This window comes from Terriglobus sp. ADX1, assembly GCF_036877645.1.
Taxonomy (GTDB): Bacteria; Acidobacteriota; Terriglobia; order Terriglobales; family Acidobacteriaceae; genus Terriglobus.
In genome coordinates, this window is sequence record NZ_JAEDXV010000009.1 from 113,439 (window position 1) to 134,618 (window position 21,180).

Below are 21,180 nucleotides of genomic sequence, written 5' to 3' on the forward strand. Positions count from 1 at the left end.
CATTGTGCATGTTTGCACTCTTGTAATTACAGCTGAGTAAGCTCCGTTCATTTGATCAATACGAATGCAACGTATTCTTTAAACACACCTACGCCTGCAAGAGCGAGATAGGCACTGAAGTTGTTTTTGCAGGATGCTCGTATTGCCTCTGTAGGAGATGTTGATTCATGGCTATCAGCTGGAATGTAAGCCGACGGCAGTTTCTCGCCGGTTCAGCGATTTGTCTCGCGGACAGCTTCGTCGGCTCTTTTGGACAAAGGCCACGCCAGCATTTGAAGCTGAATCTAGCTTTATCTTCAATAGAAATCGCAGACAATCGATTCATCCGTGCAACAAGCTATATAGATCATCCACCGGGTTCAGTGATCCGCTTGCAGTCTGATCATCCTACGGAGATTCGGATCACCAACAACACAAACGAAGAAGAGTTTGTGCACTGGCATGGCCTACGCGTGTCTGCTGCATTGGATGGAACGCCGGAAGAGAATAGCTTTGGCGTACTTGCTGAAGGCGTTCTTAACTACACTTTGCCTCCAAGCGAGCCGGGATTTTACTTTGCGCACTCGCACGCTATGTGCGAACACGATCTCACCCGTGGCCCTTACAGTGGGCAGCTCGTTCCGATGGTCATTGGTTCTCTGGCATGCGCTGAATCTTTTGATCAAGAAGTCTTTCTCACCAGTCATGAATGGGAGCCGCGCATCTTTGACACCGCAGGCAATGAGCGGTCGCTGGAAGAAATGCATCACCTGCGCATAGACAATGAATCCGAAGAAGGCGAAGAGATTCCTGACGATGGATGGGACATTGTGTATCGCGCTGCCACCATCAATGGAAAGATTCTTGGAGCGGGCGAACCTATTCGCGTTCGCAACAACGAGCGCCTTCTCTTTCGCATTTTGAATGCCAGCGCAACAGAACATCTGAAGCTATCTCTTCCAGGACACTGCTTCCTGATTGTTGCACTCGATGGATATCCAGTTCCCAAACCCGCTTTGGTTGAAGTTCTTGAACTGGGAGTGGGTGAGCGCCTGGATGCAATCGTTGTCATGGATACTCCTGGCATATGGGTTCTGGGCTCACCGGACGACCAACATCGTGCACTTGGAATGGGCGTTGTTATTGAATATGCAGATCGTGCAGGAAAGCCGATCTGGAGTCCTCCTGCAGACACCACCCCCTGGAACTATCTTCGTTTCTCTGCTGTGACCAAAAACGAGGAGCTGAGTAATAACAATCTTTCTTACCGCATAGAACGTCGGCCTTCAGGTCCTGACGGATTCGAACGGTGGGCGATGGTTCCTCTGTCTTCTGTGCAACAGAAGCTAAGAGTGGGAGAGCGAAGTCGGATCACACTCTACAACAACTCTGATGAAGCCCATCCCATGCATCTCCATCGTTTTCCTTTTGAATTGACCAGCATTGCAGGACAGCCATGTGCAGGCATTCGGAAAGACACCGTGGTCGTGCCTCCCTTTCAACAGGTTCAATTCGATGTTCTGCCGGATAACGGTGGGCCTGCACTACTCCATTGCCACAACCAGATGCATATGGACTGCGGCCTTAAGACACTTCTCTCCATCTCTTAGAAAGCACGCTCTGATGAATTCATTACGCACAACATTGCTCTTTACGCTAGCTGCCTGTTCCGTTTGTGCCTCAGCGCAACAAAATAAGGCTCTCCTTCCGGAACTCGTACCTACGATCCCTACGCCGTATCTCAATGAACTCAACAATCTCCACATCACTATCCCTGTGGAAGAACAGCAGGCAGCGCTAAAGAAGATTGCCGCCCAACCAGAAGCGGGATTCATCCTTGCACTAAAGTACATTGGGCAACAACCGCAGGCCTTTGATTTTCTGACGACACAGCTTGAAAAAGATACGGATGCGCAAGACCGACTGCTTATCCTCACGCAAAGTCTGCGTGGCCAGGTTCACTCCATGCAAGCTTCCTATCGTCCTCTCCATTCGCCCGCCGCTGTTCATAGCGAAATTACAGAGCAGCCCACAAAGCGACGCCAGCTTCAAGCGGTTCTGGAACATCTGGTTGCAACTGACACAAATGCAGATGTCGCTCTTGAAGCAGCGCGCGATCTCCGCAAGCTGAACTGGGGTCTCAATGGGCAGTTTCTTCTGGAAGCTGCAGAAAATGCGCATCAGCGGAAGGATTCTGCCGGAGAAGCTGCGCTGCGCAAGGAGGCCTACGATTGGCTCACCTACGACGAGCAGGTTAATCTCCCTTCATTCCTTCGCACACCACCACCTGTTTTTGCAGCAGCACCAGATGGCAAAGCCATCCGTGTTCTCGCCTTCGGTGATTTCGGCAACGGTTCTCCCGCGCAGAAACAACTTGCTGTGACGATGATCGCTTACAGCAAGCAACATCCCTTTGACTTCGGTATTACGGTTGGCGACAATTTCTATCCGCGTGGAGTGACCAGTCCCAATGATCCTCATTGGGACAATGATTGGGAAAAGGTTTACGGGCCACTTGGAATTCCGTTTTATCCCACTCTTGGTAATCACGATTATCTGCCCGCCGACGGCCCCGCTGCCGAAGTGATCTACACATTCAAAAGCAAGACATGGCGGATGCCAGCCACGTTCTACACGTATACCGCTGGTCCGGTTCAGTTTTTTGCAATCGACACCATGGAGATGTCGGATACCGCCCTGTACCAGCAACAACTCGCATGGCTTGATGCTGAAATTGCCAAAAGCAAGGCGCGTTGGAAGATCGTCTACGGCCACTACCAGGTCTATTCCGCTTCACGTGGCGACGAACAAAACTTGATTGATCGTCTTATGCCCGTGCTGCGCAACCGCGTCAATCTGTTCCTGTGCGGCCATGACCATAACCTGCAGGAGTTGAAGTCAGACGGCGGTGTGAATTTTTTGGTAAGTGGAGCAGCAGGTGCCTCTCTGTACGACTTCACCCAAAAGAACTACGCTCGTTCGACATTTCAAGCAAAGCAGAATGGCTTCAACGTTATCGAAGCGGATCAAAACACGCTGAAGCTCTCGATTGTTGGTCTTGATGGAAGCATCCTGAAGAGCGTGGATATTCATTAGCAAATGAGATGCCTGCGAAGTTGCACTCTTCAACTTGCAGGCCTTCTTACGTTTGTTCACTAAAAGATGAGTTGAGGATCGAATGGCTACCTTCCAAACAGGTCTTACGCGTCGGCGTTTTTTGGTTATAGGGAGTGCCTTTGCCAGTGGGCGTTTTTGCAACGCGCTTGAACCTATCTCTGAACGAGTTGCCCCTCAGCCCTATTTCGCAGCCGTAAATCGGGCAATTCAAGCCCTGAAGCATCTCGGGGCTCCCATTAGCGTCGCCGACGCGAATACAATCGCAGACCTGACACAGCACAAAGATGCCGCAGCCGTTGCGAAGGCGGAAGAGATACTCAGTTACTACACACTAGCCCAACTGTCCCTTGGACCTGACGGAGCGCCGCAAATCACAGGTGGCAATGCTTCACGGCAACTTGTCGAACAGGGATGGCGAATGTTTCTTGTCCGGGTCGAGAATACTAAGAACCAGAAAGGCTCACTGCTCTTTACAAGTGGGACACGAACAATAGGTAACCTGGAAATTGTCAGCAAGGGAGCAGCGCAACGTACAGCCCTTGCAGACGTTTTATATAAAGGGCCGATGATCGAAAAAATGTGGTTCGTCATGGAGCTGTACGAACCGACACCGATCCTCAGCGGAGGCGTTGACGTTCAGACGATACCACTCCCAGAGATCCCTATTCAGTATCACGTTGTACAACTGTTCAGTCGCGATCACGGGCAACGCACAACGAGTTTTTCTTTGAATGTTTTGCCAACATCAGACGGGCATTCGTTTCACCCGGCACGCCTCCAGGTCGATTTCGAGTGTCTGCCCTCTCACGAAGTCCCCTTGCACATTCTCGACACAGATGGCCGTACCTGCTTCGCATCTCTGACCATTAAGGACAGGCTCAATCGCCTCTATCCTCCGAAGGCGATGCGCCTCGCTCCAGATTTGTTCTTCCAAGAACAGATCTACCGTGCCGATGGCGAAACCGTACGCTTGCCAGAAGGCGAATACATCGTACAGAGCGGACGTGGCCCGGAGTATCTGCCTGTCATGCAAGCTGTGAAGATTGATGCTCAATCATCCATTCGTGTGAAGCTGGCGAGATGGATTGATCCTTCGAAGTGGGGGTTCTACTCAGGCGACACACATATCCACGCTGCAGGTTGCTCGCACTATGAGAGACCAACAGAAGGCGTCGGCCCTGAGACATTAATTCGCCACATCCGGGGTGAAGCTCTGACCATCGGAGATGCTCTCAACTGGGGACCAAGCTGGTATTACCAAAAGCAATTCTTTTCAGGTACCGCAGAAAGCCCTACCGCGATGCTGGAACATCCTGAACTGCAGAAGGCATACGGTGTCACGCTTCAGCCACAAACGACCCGCGAAGATACAGAAAGCATCATTCGCTATGACGTCGAGGTGTCTCAATTCCCTTCTAGCCATGCGGGTCACCTGCTGCTGTTGCAACTCAAAGAGCAAGACTATCCTGGTACGCAGCTCATTGAAGATTGGCCTTCATGGAATCTACCGATTCTGAAGTGGGTTAAGTCTCAGGGAGCCTACGGCGGCTACGCGCATTGCGGGCTGGGAATGGAGGTGGAATCTAAAGAGCTGCCAAATTACGAAATTCCTCCCATGGATAGCATTGGTACTCAGGAAGCCATCATCGACGTAACTCATGGACTCGTCGACTTTCTTTCTGGATGCGACAGTCTTCCTGTTGCGGAACTGAACGCCTGGTACCACATGCTCAACTGTGGCTTCCGCATGGCCATGCTCGGCGAGACAGATTTTCCCTGCATGAGCGATGGACGCGTGGGAGCAGGTCGTAGTTATGTAAAGCTCCCAACTCGTCCCAGCGGTAATCCAGGCTACACATCCTGGATTGAAGGCCTCTTTAAGGCTTATCAATACTGCGGCGATGGACGCAGCCATATTCTGGAATGCAAAGTGAACGGCCAACCACTCACAGATTCCGACCTTGCCTTAGAATCCGGCACAAGTATCAGCGTTGAAGTATTAGTGGCTGCACGGCTGGAACCAGAACTTACGCCAGAGACGAAGGCACGTCGAACAACTGAATCCGGATACGACATCGAAAAAGCCCGTATCGGCAATACGCGGGAAGTTCCACTCGAACTGATCGTCAACGGATTGTCCGCTGCAACTGTGAACATCGTGGCGGACGGAGTACCGCGCGTCGTTACGCTAAAGGCAAACATCACTCGCAGTTCCTGGTGGGCTCTTCGCATTCTTCCCTCCCTGCACACTCATCCCAATTTCGTACAGGTGGACCACAAGCCCATTCGAGCTTCAAAAAAGAGCGCGGAATGGGGCCGTGCATGCGTCGACAAAGTATGGGAAGTAAAGTCGCCGTTCATGCGCGAAAGTGAACGTACGGAAGCGGCCGCGGCATTTGAACATGCTCGCAAAACCTATGAGAAGATCGCTGCGGAGTGCGAGGTGGCATGATGCGCTTCGCACAGTTCGTCACAATATTCTTTCTAATAACGCCACTCTGGAGCGACGCTCAGAATCACCTCAGCCATGGCGGAAAGCCTGAGGATACGGCACCGATCACGATCACCATCAATCCAGAATCGCGAGTTAGTGTCGTCCTTTCCGGCCCCCTCCCAGCGCCAACGAAATGTGGTGTCTCCACAGCCATTCCAGTCAAAATCATCAACCAAAGCTTTTCTACCCTTCGACTGGAGGCGAGTCTCATCGGCGACTCGCCATCTTCAGAAGTCGCAATCGACTTTCATCCAAAGCCCTTAGGTGGAACACCAGAAGAATCCCGAAGCCTGAGCGTCAGACTTTCGCACCCAGGCCCGGTGGACATCACACTCTCCTTTGGAGCGCGACACGTCGCCCACGACTTGGGCGGGCGAGATCAAATTCACTTTATGATGGATTGTTTGCCGCCAATCTGAACGCGCACATGAAAATCCAGCCCTGAGCGGCACAAAACCTATTGGCTCATGGAGCAGAAACAATGGCGGATAGCGACGCATCGTTTTACCATGAAGCTATCGGAACTGTGAATGTTGGGACGGTGCGTGTTCGCCTTGAAGCGAAAACAGATCATTGCTTTTTTATGTTGTGTGATTGCCGTTTGCATCGTGTATGCGAACCACTGGCATAACGGATTTCATTTCGACGACTTCCATACCGTCATAGATAATCCCCACATTCGCAGCCTCGATAACCTGCCAAAGTTCTTTACAGACACAGCCACCTTCAGCGTGCTCCCCGCAAACCAGACCTACCGCCCGTTGGTATCGGCATCGCTTGCGCTGGACTATTCTCTGGGCAACGGATATGTGCCCGTGTGGTTTCATCTGAGCACGTTTCTAATCTTCCTCATTCTACTTGCAAACATGTTTGTCCTTTGCAAGGAAGTTCTGAGGCGAGCGGGTGGCGGCGAATATAGCTGGATTCCCGCCTTGCTGGCAACGGCATGGTTTGGTCTTCACCCTGCTATGGCTGAGACCGTCAACTACATTATTCAGCGCGGCGATCTGTACAGCACCTGCGGCGTGGTGGCAGCTTTGGCCATATATGCGCGCTGGCCCAATCTTCGGCGCACTGGCCTTTACCTGCTGCCCTTTGCGCTGGCCATGCTCAGCAAACCGCCAGCGGTGGTATTCCCTGTTCTTCTACTCTCATATTCCCTGCTCTTTGAAAACCAGAAGAAGGCTACCCCGAAGACTCGACTGCTGGCATTACTACCCTCAATCTTAGTTGCCGCAGCAGCATTGATTTTGCAATCGGCGATGACGCCAAAATCTTACGCGCCGACTTCTATTCCCAGCTTTTCCTATCGCATCACGCAACCGTTTGTTCTACTGCGATATTTCGGATCGCTGTTCCTGCCCGTTCATCTCAATGTAGATACAGACCTGGCCGCAATCGATCATGTGAGCTCAGATGTTCTTTGGGGGTTCCTGTTCTTAGCGGTCGTGATCGCCGCAATTATTGCATGCACACGTCGCACAACGCTGCGCCCCATAGCATTCGGACTGATTTGGTTTCTGATCGGCTCGTTCCCGACATCGTTCTATGTGCTTTCCGAAGTGGAGAACGACCATCGGATGTTCCTGCCCTTCGTGGGGTTGATGCTGGCTGTCGTTTGGGCCATATGGCTTGCAGTGGTACTGCTTGCTGTGCGCAGACAAGACCTGCCAGTGTGGAAGATCGCGGCTGCCTGCACTGCCACCTTGCTCTGCGTCTATGGGTATGGAACCTGGCAGCGCAACAAGGTTTGGCACAATGAGGATTCGCTCTGGCTGGATGATGTTGAGAAAAGTCCACGGAATGGCCGCGGCCTGATGATCTATGGGCTGTCGCAGATGTCGCATGGTAACTATCCTGTAGCGCTTGCTTACTTCGATCGAGCCGCGATCTACACGCCGAATTACCCTTCACTGGAAATCAATCTCGGTGTAGTGAATGGCGCGATGTTCCGTACAGTGCCTGCAGAGCAGCACTTCCAGCGCGCTATCGCACTAGCCCCTGCTGACGACCAAACACACTTCTTTTACGGTCGTTGGCTTCACACACAAATGCGCTTGCAGGAAGCGCTACAACAGCTGAGTGAGGCAGTACGACTGAACCCGGCACGGTTGGCACAGCGAGAAGAGCTAATGCAAACCCTCGCCATCAGCGGTGACCCAACCGCAGCTCACGCTGCAGCAGATGCGATCCTGGCGATGAATCCTGGCGATGTACAGGCTCAGGTATATCTTGCTCACCCGACTGTTGCCAACGCAGACACATGGCTGAATGCGTCACTGGCGCGCTATCAGGCGAAGGATTATCCCGGAACCATTGAAGCAGCAGACAAGGTGCTGGCCATAAATCCAAGATCGGCTCCTGCATACAACAATATCGGTGCCGCATATGCCGGTATGGGCCAGTGGAAACAGGCCGTGGATAACGTGCGACACGCGTTGGAGATCGATCCCAACTTCCAGCTTGCACGCAATAACCTTACGACTTACTCAGCCGCCGCAAGCCAACACAACACATCAGATAAAACGCCGGAAGCGCTTGTGAACGATTCGCTGGAGATGTATCGCGAACGTAACTTCACTGGAAGCATTGCGGCGGCAAAAGCTGCATTGGCTATGCGCCCAAACATGGCGGAAGCATGGAACAACATTGCCGCCAGTGAAGCCGAGTTAAAACACTGGGATGCAGCAGTGAATGCCGCAAAGCAAGCTGTTGTATTGAAGCCGGATTTCCAATTGGCAAAAAACAATCTCGCATGGGCGCTTGCAGAGCAGGCAAAAGCTGCCGGGGAAGCACGATGAAAACAAACTCGCGATCCCTGCCTTTTCTACTCTGCGTGCTTGTCATGCTTTTCGGAACAGCGCTTCGTGTCATCGATATGGGCAGTGTTCGATTCCGCTCACCAGACGAAAACGTATACGCTTCCCAAGCGCAGAAGTGGTCCGCCAGCGGTATTCGTTCCGTTGCCGATGAATGGGAAAACCGCACAGAACTTGCCGTATTTCCCTCTCCTGTCCGCATAGGATATCTGCTGCCATTGCGCATTGCGCAGGCGATCACCGGCGATGCCACACCCAATGCAGGTGCAGAACTCTCCTGCGTTGCCAGCATCCTTTCCCTTGGCTTGGTCGGCGTTATCGCGTGGAGGAATCTTTCACCAACCGCCGCGCCGATTGCAATGGCATTGTTCGCCGTCTGTCCTCCAGAGTTGATGGCTGCAAGACGGGCATGGATGGAGTCCTTCACGGGATGCTTAGGAACTCTATTGCTCCTACTCATGTTGGAATGTCTGCGCAGGTCGGAACCAAGAGCATGGTTGGTGGCAGCCGGTGCACTCGCAGGCTGGACAGTCACCGTGAAGGAAACATCCGTGAGCCAGGCCGGCCTGTTGCTTTTGCTACTTTGCATCGCATATGTAAGACAGCAGCGATGGCGTGATATCGCTATCGCAACAGCGGTATTCGCAGTCACAGCGACGCTGGGAGCATGGTGGGTGAGCTACTCCATCGGAGGCTACAACCGTACGGTGGAATTCTTTCATCGATCCTATACAGCCGTTGCTAACGCACCCTACGGACGCATGTACGAGACAGGCACCGCTGCATCGTGGATAAAGGCAATCTGGATTGCCGACCCCTTGCTTGTCTCATTGGCTGTAATTGGTATCGCGCTGCTGATCGCAAACCGGAACACGCTGCTGTTTTGGAGTGCAGCCACAAGTCTTCTGTGTTTTTCACTTCCACTGACCACGGAGCACAGGATGAATCTGCGTTATGCGTCGCTTGGCTGGGTACCGCTTTGCTTCCTTGCTGCAGCAGCAACTGTTGCTCTCTGGCAATGGCTAAAACGGCACGCTTCGACTAAAGAACAACTTTGGGCAAAGGGTTTTGCCATTGTGGTGTTTTGCCTTGCACTCGTAGCGAACTACATGAGCTTTCGTGAACGGTTTGTTAGCACCGATCTGCAGGATCTGTCTCTGCGCATGGTGTTGAACCGACCGCTGCCGATTACTCCTGAACGTTAGACGGTGGAAACACAAACAAACGCTGTAATGCAAAGCTAGCCAGCGACAGCACTGTCTCAGTAACGATCTTCGCCAGCAGAACGGGGACATGCAGCCAACGCGAAAGACCTGTTATGGCGCCATATCCAATAACACCAAAGACCGCGACAAGAGCGTAATAACGCCAGAGCGCGCCTCGCACTGACGCACGCGAATGGAAGACGAAGCGACGGTTCAACAGGAAGTTAGCAATTGAACTGAATCTTCCAACCACCATGGAATAGAGCACGTTATGCGTGAGTGCGAAGGTTGCTGAGAAGAACACGAAATCAATGCCTGCCGCAATGAGCGATGAAAAGTAAAAACGCAACAGGACGAAGTAAATCCGCATGGAATCACGGATCGGATCAAAGTGCGAGGAACGGTTGTTCTCGATGTAGATGGTACGAATCGGCACTTCAACCGGCGGTGCGCCACTGCGGCAAAGATGAGCGAGCATGTTCATCTCGTACTCGTAACGTTCTCCGTTAAGCTTCATCAATTCGCCAAGTCGATGAATAGGAATAGCACGCAAGCCACTCTGAGTATCCTTAATGCGGTGTCCCGCCAACATCCAGAAGAGATTGCGTGTGATGCTGTTTCCCATTTGGCTTCGGAATGGAACATCGCCATGAAAGCCACGCGAACCAAGAATGAATCGTCTGGGCGCCGCGATCAGCGCTTCGGCTACGCTAACAATGTCGTCTGCTGCATGTTGTCCATCCGCATCTGCTGTTACCACACCGATAGCAGTCGGCAATTCTGTAAGAATCCAGTTGAAGCCCGTCTTCAGAGCGCGCCCTTTTCCAAGATTCGCGCCGTGCTTCAGCAACGTTACATTTTCAAGATTCGTAAGGCTCTCTACGATCTTCGGATATTGCTCCAGATCACCATCAAGGACAACCAGAATGTGAAGACGCGGGTGCGTTTGCAGGTCCGTAATTAGCTGCAGCAGGCGTTCGTCAGGATGCCAGGCAGGAATAAGAACAACTACCGGAGGTAGGGGAGCTTCCACCATGCAAGAAACATCCTACCGCTTGCCGAAGCGAACCAGCGCTCCAAAGCCCAACCGGAGGGTGTTCTGAGAACCGTTGGCGTTAGTGTTCGGGAAAGTAGAACGCTCCCAGTCCACCTCCAGCGGGCGAATCGCAAAGCGGTTGGTAATATCCACGTCATACTGCACACCAGCATCCATAGCAAATGAGGTACTGCTGGATAGTGCATTCCCATTACCCGGGAAAACCGAATCGAAGCCGCGACCCAATCCGATCAGCCACTTGCCAGTAAGAGAATTGCCATGCTTTCCAACTGCTGGCAGCTGTAAGCGATAGCGAGGTCCAACGGTAAAGGTCAAAAGGCCGAGAGAGACATTCTGGGCACCCATGTGACTTGCATGAACAACAGTCATATTGGCAGCAAGACCAAAGCCATGAGACACGTTCACACCTGCCTCAATGCCACCACCTTGCAGCCAGAAGCAGCCACAACCACCTAGAAGGTTTGCGCGCTCAGGAGTGTAAGTGACAGCGACATCTCCTCCCTTTGATTGCGCGGAAGCAGCAAGGCTGAGACTCAGCAGCAGGATGGATAAAGTTCTCAAAGCGTGCCAGTTCCCTTCTACTGAACGGTGAGCGTCACTATGGTGGAATGTTGCACCGTAACGCCAGCGACATTTGTGCCAGTGCCGGTAACTGTAATGGTGGAGGAGGCCTGCGGTTGGCCAAAGAAGCCACTACTACCGCAACCACTCAGTGCCCCCGCGGCAGTTGCCAGTAACAGCAGCATGGCAAGACGAACCATGCGATGACTTGCACAACGTATCCTGCGATTGCGAACAAAGGGCAATAGGAGCAGTGCCAGTCCGAGCGAGCCACCTGCCAGATTCTGCATCTTCGCATGGAATTTCTGAGTTGCTACCGTAAGGACAAAGTTCGTCGCACTGGAACCCGGTGTCACCGACGTTGGCGTGAGCGTAGCGGTCGCGCCCGTGGGAAGGCCACTGACGGTAAACGCAATGGGTGAGGTAAACGGCCCACCTGCGGGAGTGACAGTAAAGTTAAAGGTCGCGGAATCACCAGGAACAATCGTCTTCGCAGCATAGGTTCCAGTGGTTGTAGCCAACGTAAAGTCTGGATCTGCCGCTACGGTTACAGTTGTCGCACCAGTGCTGGCACTCACGCTTCCGTTCAGGAAGTTAGTGTCGCCGGTATATGTCAAGGAGATGACATGCGCGCCAATTGACAGGCTGGTCGTGGAGAGTTGCGCCACACCCGAAGCAAGAGCCACAGTCCCAATAGCAGTGCCATTATCAAAGAAAGTGACACTGCCAGTCGGAGTGCCTGTAGTCGCGCTGGCGACAACAGCCTTCAGTGTGACAGCCACACCCGCGTATTGCGTGGTCGGAGTGGATGTCAGCGTGATGTTAGTGCTCGCCTTCGTAATCGTCAGCGAACCAGACGAAGGCGCAAGAGAAAGCGTGTAATTTGCAGCAGCCGCACCGGTCAGTGTGGCCGTAATTGGATATACGCCGGGTGCTGATGTCTGCGTGGCAGTAGTAGCGTAGACAGCGGTGACCGTGCCCGTATCCTGAGGCAAAACACCTGTCAGAGTTCCGGTAAGCAACGGAATGGCCGTACCGTAAGGCTGCGTGACGGCATGGGCTGATGCTGTGACAGCCACAGGTGTGACCGTCAGTACATAGATACCACTTACGATCGCAGGATTGTTGCTGTCACCGGCATAGCTCGCCACAAGTTGATGGACACCAGCAGAAAGTGTCGGGAGAGCCAGTGAAGCCGTATTGGAAGCTAGATTGGCCGTGCCAAGCGTCGTTCCAGCGGTGATATCCAGGAAGGTCACCGCTCCAGTGGCAGTATTGCCACCATAGCTAAAGGTAGCTGTAACGGCTGCTGTGCCATAAACAAGTGAGGGGGATGACGCAGCAACCTGAAGGCTTTCAGCACCGGCAGCAGCTGATCCCGCAATGGTTTGAATTGAGCCTGCAGTGGTCACCATACGAACACGATCATTGTCCGTATCCGCAACCGCAACACCTATCCCCGGCGCCGAAGCAACAGCTAAAGGCGAGTTCAGTGTTGCCACCGTAGCGGCACTGTTGTCGCCCGAGTAGCCCTGTCGACCATTACCAGCAATGGTTGAGACTGTACCGGTGGAGGAAATTTCTCGTACGCGGTTGTTGTTCGTGTCAGCGATGAAGAGGTTCCCGCTGGCGTCCAAAGTGAGCCCTGTGGGATACGAGAACGATGCGCCCGTGGCAGAACCACTGTCACCAGCAAATGCGGGCATTCCAGTTCCAGCAAGTGTCGTAATAACACCCGAGGAAAGGTTCACCGCTCGGATGCGATTGTTGTTGCTATCCGCGATATACAGTGTGGTGGAGCTGATCGCCAAACCCATCGGCCCGTCTAGCAACGCTGATGTTGCTGCACCGCCGTCGCCGCCAAAACCCTGCGCACCACTGCCAGCAATTACTGTTAACGTCGCGCCATTGAATTTGCGAATAACATTGTTCAGCGTGTCAGCGATATAGAGATTGCCAGCGGTGTCTACCGTCAAAGCCGTTGGACCAGAGAGTCCCGTGCTCGCGATCGTGCTGATGATGCCTGAAGGAGTAACCTCGCGTACCACATTGTTGCCTGTATCGGCGATGTACAGATTGCCAGCGGTGTCAACCGCAACTCCTGCCGGAAGATTCAGCATTGCGCTGGTGGCTGCGCCACCATCCCCTGCATAACCCTGGGCACCAGTTCCGGCCACAGTCTTCATGACACCGGTAGTCAGTACCTCAACCACAAGCTGATCGTTCTGGTCTGCGATATACAAATTACCGGCAGAATCAAACGCAAGAGCAGCAGGATTATTTAACTTCTGGTTAGTGGCTTCTAGCCCACCCGGTAGGGTAAGCGGACGCACCCCCAGCTGCTGCAACGCGCGCAGTTGCATGGGCGTCTGCCCGGATGTCCGAGCAGTAGCAGCACCAAGCAGCAACGCCGCGCAGGCACATGAAACCAGAAAGCGTGCATTCCGTATTGTTCTGAAGCGGCTCAAATGAGGACTGGCTCCGTTTTTGAATGTGGCTGCGGCAGGAAGCAGTTATGTAAACCGTCTCTGCGATCAAACTTCATCAATGGCAGTGATCGCTACGTTCTTGCGATCTACTGGCAAGCGAACGAAGTCATATGCGCTCCGGTATTTGCGGTCGAACTGCCACTCGTTGATCCCACAAGCACGGTGACATACGAACCGGCAGAGATTGTTCCAAGATCGATCTTGCACGATCCCCCCGCACTGGCAGTACAGGTTCCAAGACTTGTCGTAGAACCTCCGACCGTAGCGGTCGTCACAGCGTTGAAATAGTTTCCTGGCGCGGACGCAACAGCGAAGTAACCATGGCATGACGACGGGATATAAACGTAAGCCGGGATGGTAGCGGTAGTAGTTGAATTGGGCCCAATCGGTGCCAGATAAATAGCCGTGTTTGTGTTAATGGGATTCCTTGAAATCGTCAACGGAATCGTGGCGAATGAGAACGTGCTGGGGTCAGGTATGCTGCCACCACTGCTGCCACTCGGGAAGTTAATCGTTAGTGCCCCTGTGGAGCTGTTGACCGAAGCAGAACCTGTGACATTGCCATTCGTCACGGAAACCGAAGCAACAGAACCGGTGGCACCCTGGATTCCGGTAACACCCTGAGCTCCCGTAACACCGTTCAAGCCATTCACTCCCTGCGCCACAAGACGCGCCCAGTATGCATTAGGAGTAGAGCCAACTGTAGTCGGATCGTGGTTCAAGTTGCCATCCACTAAGGAAACCCATGCGTTGGCATAGCTCGCGTCGGAGACAACCGCTCCCTTTACATAGGTAACGGAACTACTCCACGCGGCCTGATAACTAATACCACCAGTCGCTCCTGTCGCTCCTGTAGCGCCTGTAGCACCAGTCGCACCCGTGGCTCCAGTGACACCCGCGGCACCAGTGACCCCCTGCATGCCTTGAATGCCCTGGTAACCAGTCACACCTTGAATACCTTGCGCTCCCGTTACACCGGTGGCACCGGTCGCACCCGCATTTCCCATGGCTGCGAGGACTGCCCAAGTCGTTGGATCTGTACCCGGGGTAACGTTGAAATTGCCTGCCGTAGCAATATAGGTAGAACCGTTCAGAGTCACTGCACTGTTGACATCGTAGATAGTCGAACTATTCCAGATGCCTCGATAAGTAAGGCCTGTCGCGCCGGTGGCGCCTGTAGCACCAGTCGCACCCGTGGCTCCTGTAGCTCCTGTCGCGCCAGTGGCACCTGCAACACCTGTCGCTCCAGTAACACCTGTGGCACCAGTAGCTCCTGTAATGCCTTGAATACCCTGGACGCCCTGCGAACCAGTCACACCTTGAACACCCTGAATACCTTGAGGGCCTAGTGGGCCTGCAATTCCTACTGCGCCAGTGGCACCGGTACTGCCCATGGCAGCTAACACACCCCAAACTGTGGGATCGGTCCCCGGAACGATATTGAGATTGCTCGCAATGGCGATATAGGTAGAGCCGTTCAGCGTTACCGCATCATTGACAACATAGACAGTCGAGTTATTCCAGGTTCCACGATAGGTGAGGCCCGTCGCCCCGGTAGCACCTGTGGCACCGGTAACACCAGTAGCGCCGGTGGCTCCAATAGCACCCGTTGCGCCTGTTGCCCCAACGGCTCCAGTAGCGCCCGTGACACCCTGGATACCTTGAATACCTTGTGCGCCGGTGACACCCTGAATACCTTGTATGCCCTGAGCACCGGTGACACCTTGGATACCTTGAACACCTTGCGCACCCGTTGCTCCGGTAGCTCCCATGGACGTAATCGTGACGTCAAGGAGTGCTGGATGCGCCGTCTGCCCACTTTCCTTAGAGTCAAGCTGGAGGTCTGCGCCCGATGTCGTCAGTGCGAGTCCCATATTCGTGGAGGGCGTAGTGATCCAGCCCTGCACAAGCGAGGTAACATCCACGGTGACAAACTGTCCCGCCGTAGTTCCCGTAAAACTTCCTATCGCCGAACCAAATGCCGGAGCGCTGTTATAAGTGACGCCTGCTTCTGTCCAGCTTCCTGTAACTGGAGAGACAGAGACAGTGCCCGCAGTATTTACGCGATTGATATAGAAAGTTACTGTCGCCTTGGAGACTTGGGAGGCCGTAATACCGGCAGGTAGCGGAGAAAGGCTGAACTGCACGAACGACGTATAACCGTTGCCAACGTTCAAATTGGACACGCCGCCAAGATTGACGCCTGGTCGAGAACTATCCACATGCGCATCAGCGGTAAGCGTGGCCTGCGTGGCGTGTGCGGGAAGAAGAGCTACAAAGCCAGCAAACACAACCGCAAGAGAACGGCGCAGAAAAGTCGTCATGAACGCTCCTAAGAAACGTGCGATCTCTTCGGTAGCGCGCAGATAGAGTGTCACCGCAGAGATCAAGGCAAGTCGTACAGTAAAAGCCCAAACAGCTCAGAAAAACATCTATGTGATCTTCTGCACAGTTGGGGAACAGAGAGGAGTCTCACAGATTCTTCAAGTGATGTCAAAACTTTTCTTTATTAAGCTCTTACATCAACTTTCTTTTCTTTATTTGAACGTATCCACAGAAGATTCGGGTATAGCCATTCCTAATAAGCTTCTTCCCAAATAGAGGATGAGCTCCAACCCCGCCCAGGGAGAACAACCATTCTGGGCACGGCCTTTATCCGGATATTGCTCCCGTTATCCCGTTCGCTTCAGCCTTAGGCCCAGCTGGCACACCATTAGGTACGGTCGGTTCGACTGTCAGCACTCTTCGTTCCGGAACGGAACAAGGTGCAACAGACACGCATCGCCCTTAATGAGCCGGTACGGTTGGAACTGCAGTGACTGAAGGCGCCGTCACACGTGCGGACGCAGCTCTACTTCGTTCTGCGATGAAGTCGTCCAGGCTGAGCCTGCGCTTGTCCCTCATCTGAACAAACACATGACCTGCCATCACGCCACCTCCTGTTGAACGAAGAACGTGGAAGATGCTGTATCCCTCCCCACTTCGATATCCAAAGACCATGAGGTTGTCACTGCGGTCTTCTTCAAAAACAAAATGGATGCTCGGGTCGCCAACCTTGTCTCGTAGCAGTTGAGTTTCCGTTTCAATGCCTGCTGCGTGCGCCTTTTGAAACTCTGGCGCATCCGCGGCGGTGAAAGTGCCTATGCGCTGGTCATAGCGAGACACGGTAAACCTTTCCCTAAGCAGATGAAGAAGGTTCATCTGAAAACTGTTGTCGTCGGATACACGCATATCATCCAGATCCAGATAGCCAAGATCGAAGCTATCGACATTCAGCGGCTGGAAGTGCGGACTTCCCTGCTGCACAAGAGCTGCCGCCGTAACCAAACGCAGAGGCACAGTCTCTGCACGATCGATAAAGCCGCGCATCTGCTGATCAAATGGCGTTAGGTGCGATGCATCCAAAACCGTATAAGTTATTTGTGGTCCAGCCAATGCATATTGCATTCCAGTAGAGAGCCGATTCATGCGGTCTAGCAATTCCTGCCTTCGAGCTAACGCGGATGCCTCTCCTCGCCCTACCTGGCGGACCTCCACCTTGGGTTGCACCTGCTTCCGCGCTGCAGAAAGCTTTGGACGCTCTTCTCGCGATATCCTGACTCCTTCGCCACCCCGCTGCTGAATCGCATGCGCTATCTCGTGCGCTAACAGTTCCTGTCCATCCGCGGTCGCAGGGTTGTAACGTCCTGGTGCAAAGACGATGTCGTTCCCCAGCGTATACGCCTTCATGGATTGCTTGTCGGCATTCCGCGCATCATTCCTGTCCTTATGAATACGAATGTGTGATAGTCCACGCTCAAACCTGCGTTCCATCACAGCGCGTGTAACCGTGTCCAATGGCTCACCGCCTCCACTGGAGGCAGTACTCACTTCCTCGTGCTTCGTTGCGAACTCTTTCGCCCCTGTCTCGCGCTTCTGTCCTTGCATTTTCGGTGACAAGAGACGCGCCCCAACTTGTTGCTGAGCCACATGCTTCGCCATGCGGTCAGCCTCTGTCTCCAACTGCTCGCTACGCGCACTCTCATTCCGTGGGGAAGAGTGCGCCGTTAGTTTAGGCGCATGTTTACCGTTCGTTCCGTTGACAGAACGAATAGACGGCAACGCCAATGCTCCTGGAACTGCAAACTGCTTTAAAGCCTTTGGAACTGAAACAGCATGGAGGATGCCACCACCTTGCCAGCGTGCAGCAGGACCTTTGCTCTGTCTACTTGCCGCATTGGCATGTTTCAGACTCATCCCTGCGATCCTTAGGCGGTGGCATATCCGCTGGAATGAAGTCGGGTGCAATGACGGTAAAAGTTAGGCGACTCCCAACGCATCCGCTCCTCTAAGCGCTTCATAATCTCTGGATGTGACTTTGCATCGCCCAGCAGATGAGTAAATCCCGCACGCGCCGCACGATCTTCTTCATAGGCTTGCTCAAACGATGGGAAAAGATATGCCATATTCACACGAGAGAAAGGCGATTGCGGTTGAGCGCGATGATAGCGGACACAGGCATTCAACAGGAATTGCTCCACAATCATGTTGAAGCCTTCCTTTTCTGCAAAGCGATCCCATGCAGGCAGATTCTGCGGATTCGTTATCAGATCCATGGCAAGACCGGAGAAGTATCTCAGAAACTCAGTATCGATTCCGCCCACGATCCCGCAGTTATCCTCACAGAATCGTTCTGCATGAAGCGAGCGCGCCCACGTCCACTCCGCCGGCAAATCCAATGTATGGGCCTGAAAAGCCTCTTCTATATAGGCCGGCCCCGCCCACTCCTGAGCAGTGTGAAAGAACTCCGGGCATTGTGTGAATACAGGTGAGGCTAGAAGCGCAGCAGGTAACGGCTTCCACAAAAACACGTCATTATCAATGTGACAGAAAGGCTCTGTCTGCATGCTGTAAGCAGCCAGTTTCCCAAACGCCCACCAACCTGGGTCTACACCATGGAATTGCTGTAAATCTTCGCTTACATCAGAGAATGTCAGCCCCAGGCGGTCTACCAGTAATGCCTTCCCGGGCTTGTCTGTAATCAGGACAACCTGATCAAAATGCTGTTGTGCCAACCTCACCGACAATCCCCAGGACAAGAGATGATGCAAGGGAGATGCCCATATGCGGCCCTTGTATGCGGTAAACGGCTTGCTCCAAAAGGAAAATACGGCACGCATAGGAAGCCCCTTTCATTCGGGTCAAGTAATAATGATGGGTTGCTGCATACCGGTGATGGTGAAGGTCGTAGTTTGCGTATCGTTTGGCGCGGAACTCAATGCTGCCGTTACTGAGTAAGAGAGCGTCGTCGGCCCGGGGTTGCTTTTTACATTAATGGCAACTTGCGCAGTGTTCGCACCAGCCGGTACCACAATAGAAGAAGCAGCAAGAGTGGCCACTTGCGTGTTGCCCGAGAGGCTCAGGCTTACCGTCGCGCCCCCTGCGGGGGCAGCAATATTCAAAGTGATAGATATGAGTGGTGATATGGTCTGCGGGGGTATTCCCGGTGTAACCACGGCCTGCACGGCTGTTACCGCATTGTTCGCGTTGACGGCGACTGAATACGCTGAATAGTTAGCAGCTACCGACTTCAATATCAACGCCGCAGACAGATAAAACCAGCTTTCAAAATCTGCTGCGGTGTCGTTGTTTCCGGAAGGTAGTTGCAGATCGACGCGTTTTGTTCCATCCGCCTGAATCGACGCAACAGCAAATGTTTCACCGTCCAGGTAGATGCTTTTCCGACCGGAACTCCCGAAAATGCGATTTCCCAACAAACGTACGCGCACGCGCGCATACGCATTGAATCGGGAATTTGCTGTTAGCACCGAATTCAGGTAATTCAGCATCTGCGGGTTCTTGGAGATATCCCAAAGTAAAACTGTTCCCGATGAGGTAACAACTCCGTCCACTATCAACGGCTGGCGAAGAGTAATCGGATTAAGAACGGGTTTCTGGTCGAAATTCACGACGTTCTCTATCGTTACGACGAAAACCGCAGCGGACAGGGGAGACGTTGGCGCAATGTCTAAATCCACCTCAAGACCGTTCGCTGCGAGTTGATCCAGACTCATCAAGCTGTCATTTACCCAACTCGTCTTGGTCACATGCATTGCCGGCTTTACAGCATTTACACCAGTAAGCGGCGGGAATATGCGCCTGCAATCATCCACCTGAAAGCCACCCTGTTGCAAGTGGGTGTAACTCTCACCACGTTTTCCGATCGTGATGCAAGCCAGCGGCGCGCGCACAATCTTTGTTCTGTAGGCAGATTGATACAACTCACCATCCGACCCACAAGGAGGCCATTCGATGGATCCAGTTGCAGCTCGCGCAGGGATCGTCCACGCATCTCCTGTATGAAACGTCCCCTTCTGAAAACAAACTTCGATTCCGTTTTCCAGCGCAACCCATGCACCTCCTCCAAGTGATAGACCGCTGGAGGAAGCGTTGGCCCCAGATTGATCCCAACGACGGACACGTGCATTTTGCGTGGTGTCTACCGGAAGCACAGTAGTGAACATAGTCAAAGTTCGTGATGGGACGTCGATGCTTTTTATCTGATACAGCGCGCCGCTTGCATTCGGAGTTACACCAAATAGGTTTGTGTCATCCGAAATCTCTACCCATTGATTAGGCGCGAAACCCAGATTGGCATCTGGCCCCAGAGAATCGATACTGACGTCTGCTCCCTGCACGGAAATGATGCTCGCGACTACAGAACCGTTCTCACGGGACCATTTGAACGTAGCTGTCGCAAGATCACCTTCCTGATGAATTTCCACGCGATAGAGTTGATTTTCCAAGCCTACATATCCACTAGAGGCAAGCGGATTGCAGCCGCACGTATCCGACGAAGGATTCGTCTGGGCCGCCATTCGGGGCGGCATCAGTTCCCATGTGTGTAGATACATGCCATCACAGCATGTGCTGTTCGTTGTCGTTCCCCTTCCCAACTCTGCGACAACACGCCACACCGTTTGCCGTCGTGCGGTAGTTTCAGCAGCCTGACCCAGCGCAGGCTCCAACAGACACGAGTCTTCGCGAGCGGTAACAAATCGTTCCCACACCTCCAACCAAACACGTATCGATGCGCGGTCTTGGTTCTCGGGAAGCATTTTTAGTAACTGCGAAGCGCTGTATTCCGGATGAATGAGGAAAGGCTGTTCGTCATAGTAGCCATCCTCTGTCGCCTCGCATAACAGCCCATTCACGTAATAACGCCCGGCACCGAACTGAAGCTTCCCTTCCTTGATGAAGATGTCAAAGCCATCGTCACCTTCTGGCCCACCAAACTCACCAATAACGTCTACCGTCTCTGTGGTGCGCAGGTAGGCATCAATGTCGCGCTGCTCATTCGCGTGGGCATCAAGCGTCACACGGCCTTGTTGCTCCAACACGGCCGTATAGTTGTTTGCCGGGTTAAATCGGATCCGGCTGAAGTCGCCTCTCATGTCCTTCACTCCTTACGAATCAGACC

At 53.2% G+C, this 21,180-nt stretch carries 12 protein-coding genes; 5 read left to right on the top strand and 7 right to left on the bottom strand.

Going from position 1 to position 21,180, the window contains the following annotated elements:
- The first annotated feature begins 167 nt into the window (after positions 1-167).
- The 5 genes from JAO32_RS08160 to JAO32_RS08180 all read left to right on the top strand — a co-directional run bounded on the left by JAO32_RS08160 (position 168) and on the right by JAO32_RS08180 (position 9,614).
- Positions 168-1,589, top strand: a complete 1,422-nt coding sequence (locus tag JAO32_RS08160; protein WP_334239307.1) for a multicopper oxidase family protein — start codon at positions 168-170, stop codon at positions 1,587-1,589.
- 13 nt (positions 1,590-1,602) lie between these two features.
- Positions 1,603-3,075 (top strand): metallophosphoesterase, encoded by a 1,473-nt coding sequence (locus JAO32_RS08165; protein ID WP_334239309.1) that lies wholly within the window; start codon positions 1,603-1,605, stop codon positions 3,073-3,075.
- 838 nt (positions 3,076-3,913) lie between these two features.
- Positions 3,914-5,548 (top strand): CehA/McbA family metallohydrolase, encoded by a 1,635-nt coding sequence (locus JAO32_RS08170; protein ID WP_334239311.1) that lies wholly within the window; start codon positions 3,914-3,916, stop codon positions 5,546-5,548.
- Positions 5,549-6,144: 596 nt separating this feature from the next.
- On the top strand, positions 6,145-8,391 hold the full coding sequence (locus JAO32_RS08175) for a tetratricopeptide repeat protein (protein WP_334239314.1): 2,247 nt from the start codon (positions 6,145-6,147) through the stop codon (positions 8,389-8,391).
- Positions 8,388-9,614, top strand: a complete 1,227-nt coding sequence (locus JAO32_RS08180; RefSeq protein WP_334239316.1) for a hypothetical protein — start codon at positions 8,388-8,390, stop codon at positions 9,612-9,614. The genes JAO32_RS08175 and JAO32_RS08180 overlap by 4 nt, the downstream gene beginning before the upstream one ends.
- Here the strand turns inward: JAO32_RS08180 and JAO32_RS08185 are convergent.
- The 7 genes from JAO32_RS08185 to JAO32_RS08215 all read right to left on the bottom strand — a co-directional run bounded on the left by JAO32_RS08185 (position 9,598) and on the right by JAO32_RS08215 (position 21,154).
- The gene (locus JAO32_RS08185) at positions 9,598-10,650 is read right to left on the bottom strand and encodes a bifunctional glycosyltransferase family 2/GtrA family protein (protein WP_334239317.1); all 1,053 of its coding nucleotides are present in this window, start codon (positions 10,648-10,650) and stop codon (positions 9,598-9,600) included. The genes JAO32_RS08180 and JAO32_RS08185 overlap by 17 nt on opposite strands.
- Positions 10,651-10,662: 12 nt before the next feature.
- The gene (locus JAO32_RS08190; RefSeq protein ID WP_334239319.1) at positions 10,663-11,232 is read right to left on the bottom strand and encodes an outer membrane beta-barrel protein; all 570 of its coding nucleotides are present in this window, start codon (positions 11,230-11,232) and stop codon (positions 10,663-10,665) included.
- A 17-nt stretch (positions 11,233-11,249) separates the two neighbouring features.
- The gene (locus JAO32_RS08195; RefSeq protein WP_334239320.1) at positions 11,250-13,595 is read right to left on the bottom strand and encodes an NHL domain-containing protein; all 2,346 of its coding nucleotides are present in this window, start codon (positions 13,593-13,595) and stop codon (positions 11,250-11,252) included.
- 212 nt (positions 13,596-13,807) lie between these two features.
- Positions 13,808-16,045 (bottom strand): DNRLRE domain-containing protein, encoded by a 2,238-nt coding sequence (locus JAO32_RS08200; protein ID WP_334239322.1) that lies wholly within the window; start codon positions 16,043-16,045, stop codon positions 13,808-13,810.
- 463 nt (positions 16,046-16,508) lie between these two features.
- Positions 16,509-17,957 (bottom strand): eCIS core domain-containing protein, encoded by a 1,449-nt coding sequence (locus JAO32_RS08205; RefSeq protein ID WP_334239323.1) that lies wholly within the window; start codon positions 17,955-17,957, stop codon positions 16,509-16,511.
- Positions 17,958-17,968: 11 nt separating this feature from the next.
- Positions 17,969-18,880, bottom strand: a complete 912-nt coding sequence (locus tag JAO32_RS08210) for a DUF6734 family protein (RefSeq protein ID WP_334239324.1) — start codon at positions 18,878-18,880, stop codon at positions 17,969-17,971.
- A gap of 21 nt (positions 18,881-18,901) precedes the next feature.
- The gene (locus JAO32_RS08215) at positions 18,902-21,154 is read right to left on the bottom strand and encodes a DUF6519 domain-containing protein (protein ID WP_334239325.1); all 2,253 of its coding nucleotides are present in this window, start codon (positions 21,152-21,154) and stop codon (positions 18,902-18,904) included.
- Positions 21,155-21,180: the final 26 nt, after the last annotated feature.

Excerpts from the sequence above, each read along its gene's own strand:
- JAO32_RS08160 (WP_334239307.1), top strand. The coding sequence starts at position 168 with ATGGCTATCAGCTGGAATGTAAGCCGACGGCAGTTTCTCGCCGGTTCA.
- JAO32_RS08165 (WP_334239309.1), top strand. The coding sequence starts at position 1,603 with ATGAATTCATTACGCACAACATTGCTCTTTACGCTAGCTGCCTGTTCC.
- JAO32_RS08180 (WP_334239316.1), top strand. The coding sequence starts at position 8,388 with ATGAAAACAAACTCGCGATCCCTGCCTTTTCTACTCTGCGTGCTTGTC.
- JAO32_RS08185 (WP_334239317.1), bottom strand. The coding sequence starts at position 10,650 with ATGGTGGAAGCTCCCCTACCTCCGGTAGTTGTTCTTATTCCTGCCTGG.
- JAO32_RS08195 (WP_334239320.1), bottom strand. The coding sequence starts at position 13,595 with ATGCAACTGCGCGCGTTGCAGCAGCTGGGGGTGCGTCCGCTTACCCTA.
- JAO32_RS08200 (WP_334239322.1), bottom strand. The coding sequence starts at position 16,045 with ATGACGACTTTTCTGCGCCGTTCTCTTGCGGTTGTGTTTGCTGGCTTT.
- JAO32_RS08205 (WP_334239323.1), bottom strand. The coding sequence starts at position 17,957 with ATGAGTCTGAAACATGCCAATGCGGCAAGTAGACAGAGCAAAGGTCCT.
- JAO32_RS08210 (WP_334239324.1), bottom strand. The coding sequence starts at position 18,880 with ATGCGTGCCGTATTTTCCTTTTGGAGCAAGCCGTTTACCGCATACAAG.
- JAO32_RS08215 (WP_334239325.1), bottom strand. The coding sequence starts at position 21,154 with ATGAGAGGCGACTTCAGCCGGATCCGATTTAACCCGGCAAACAACTAT.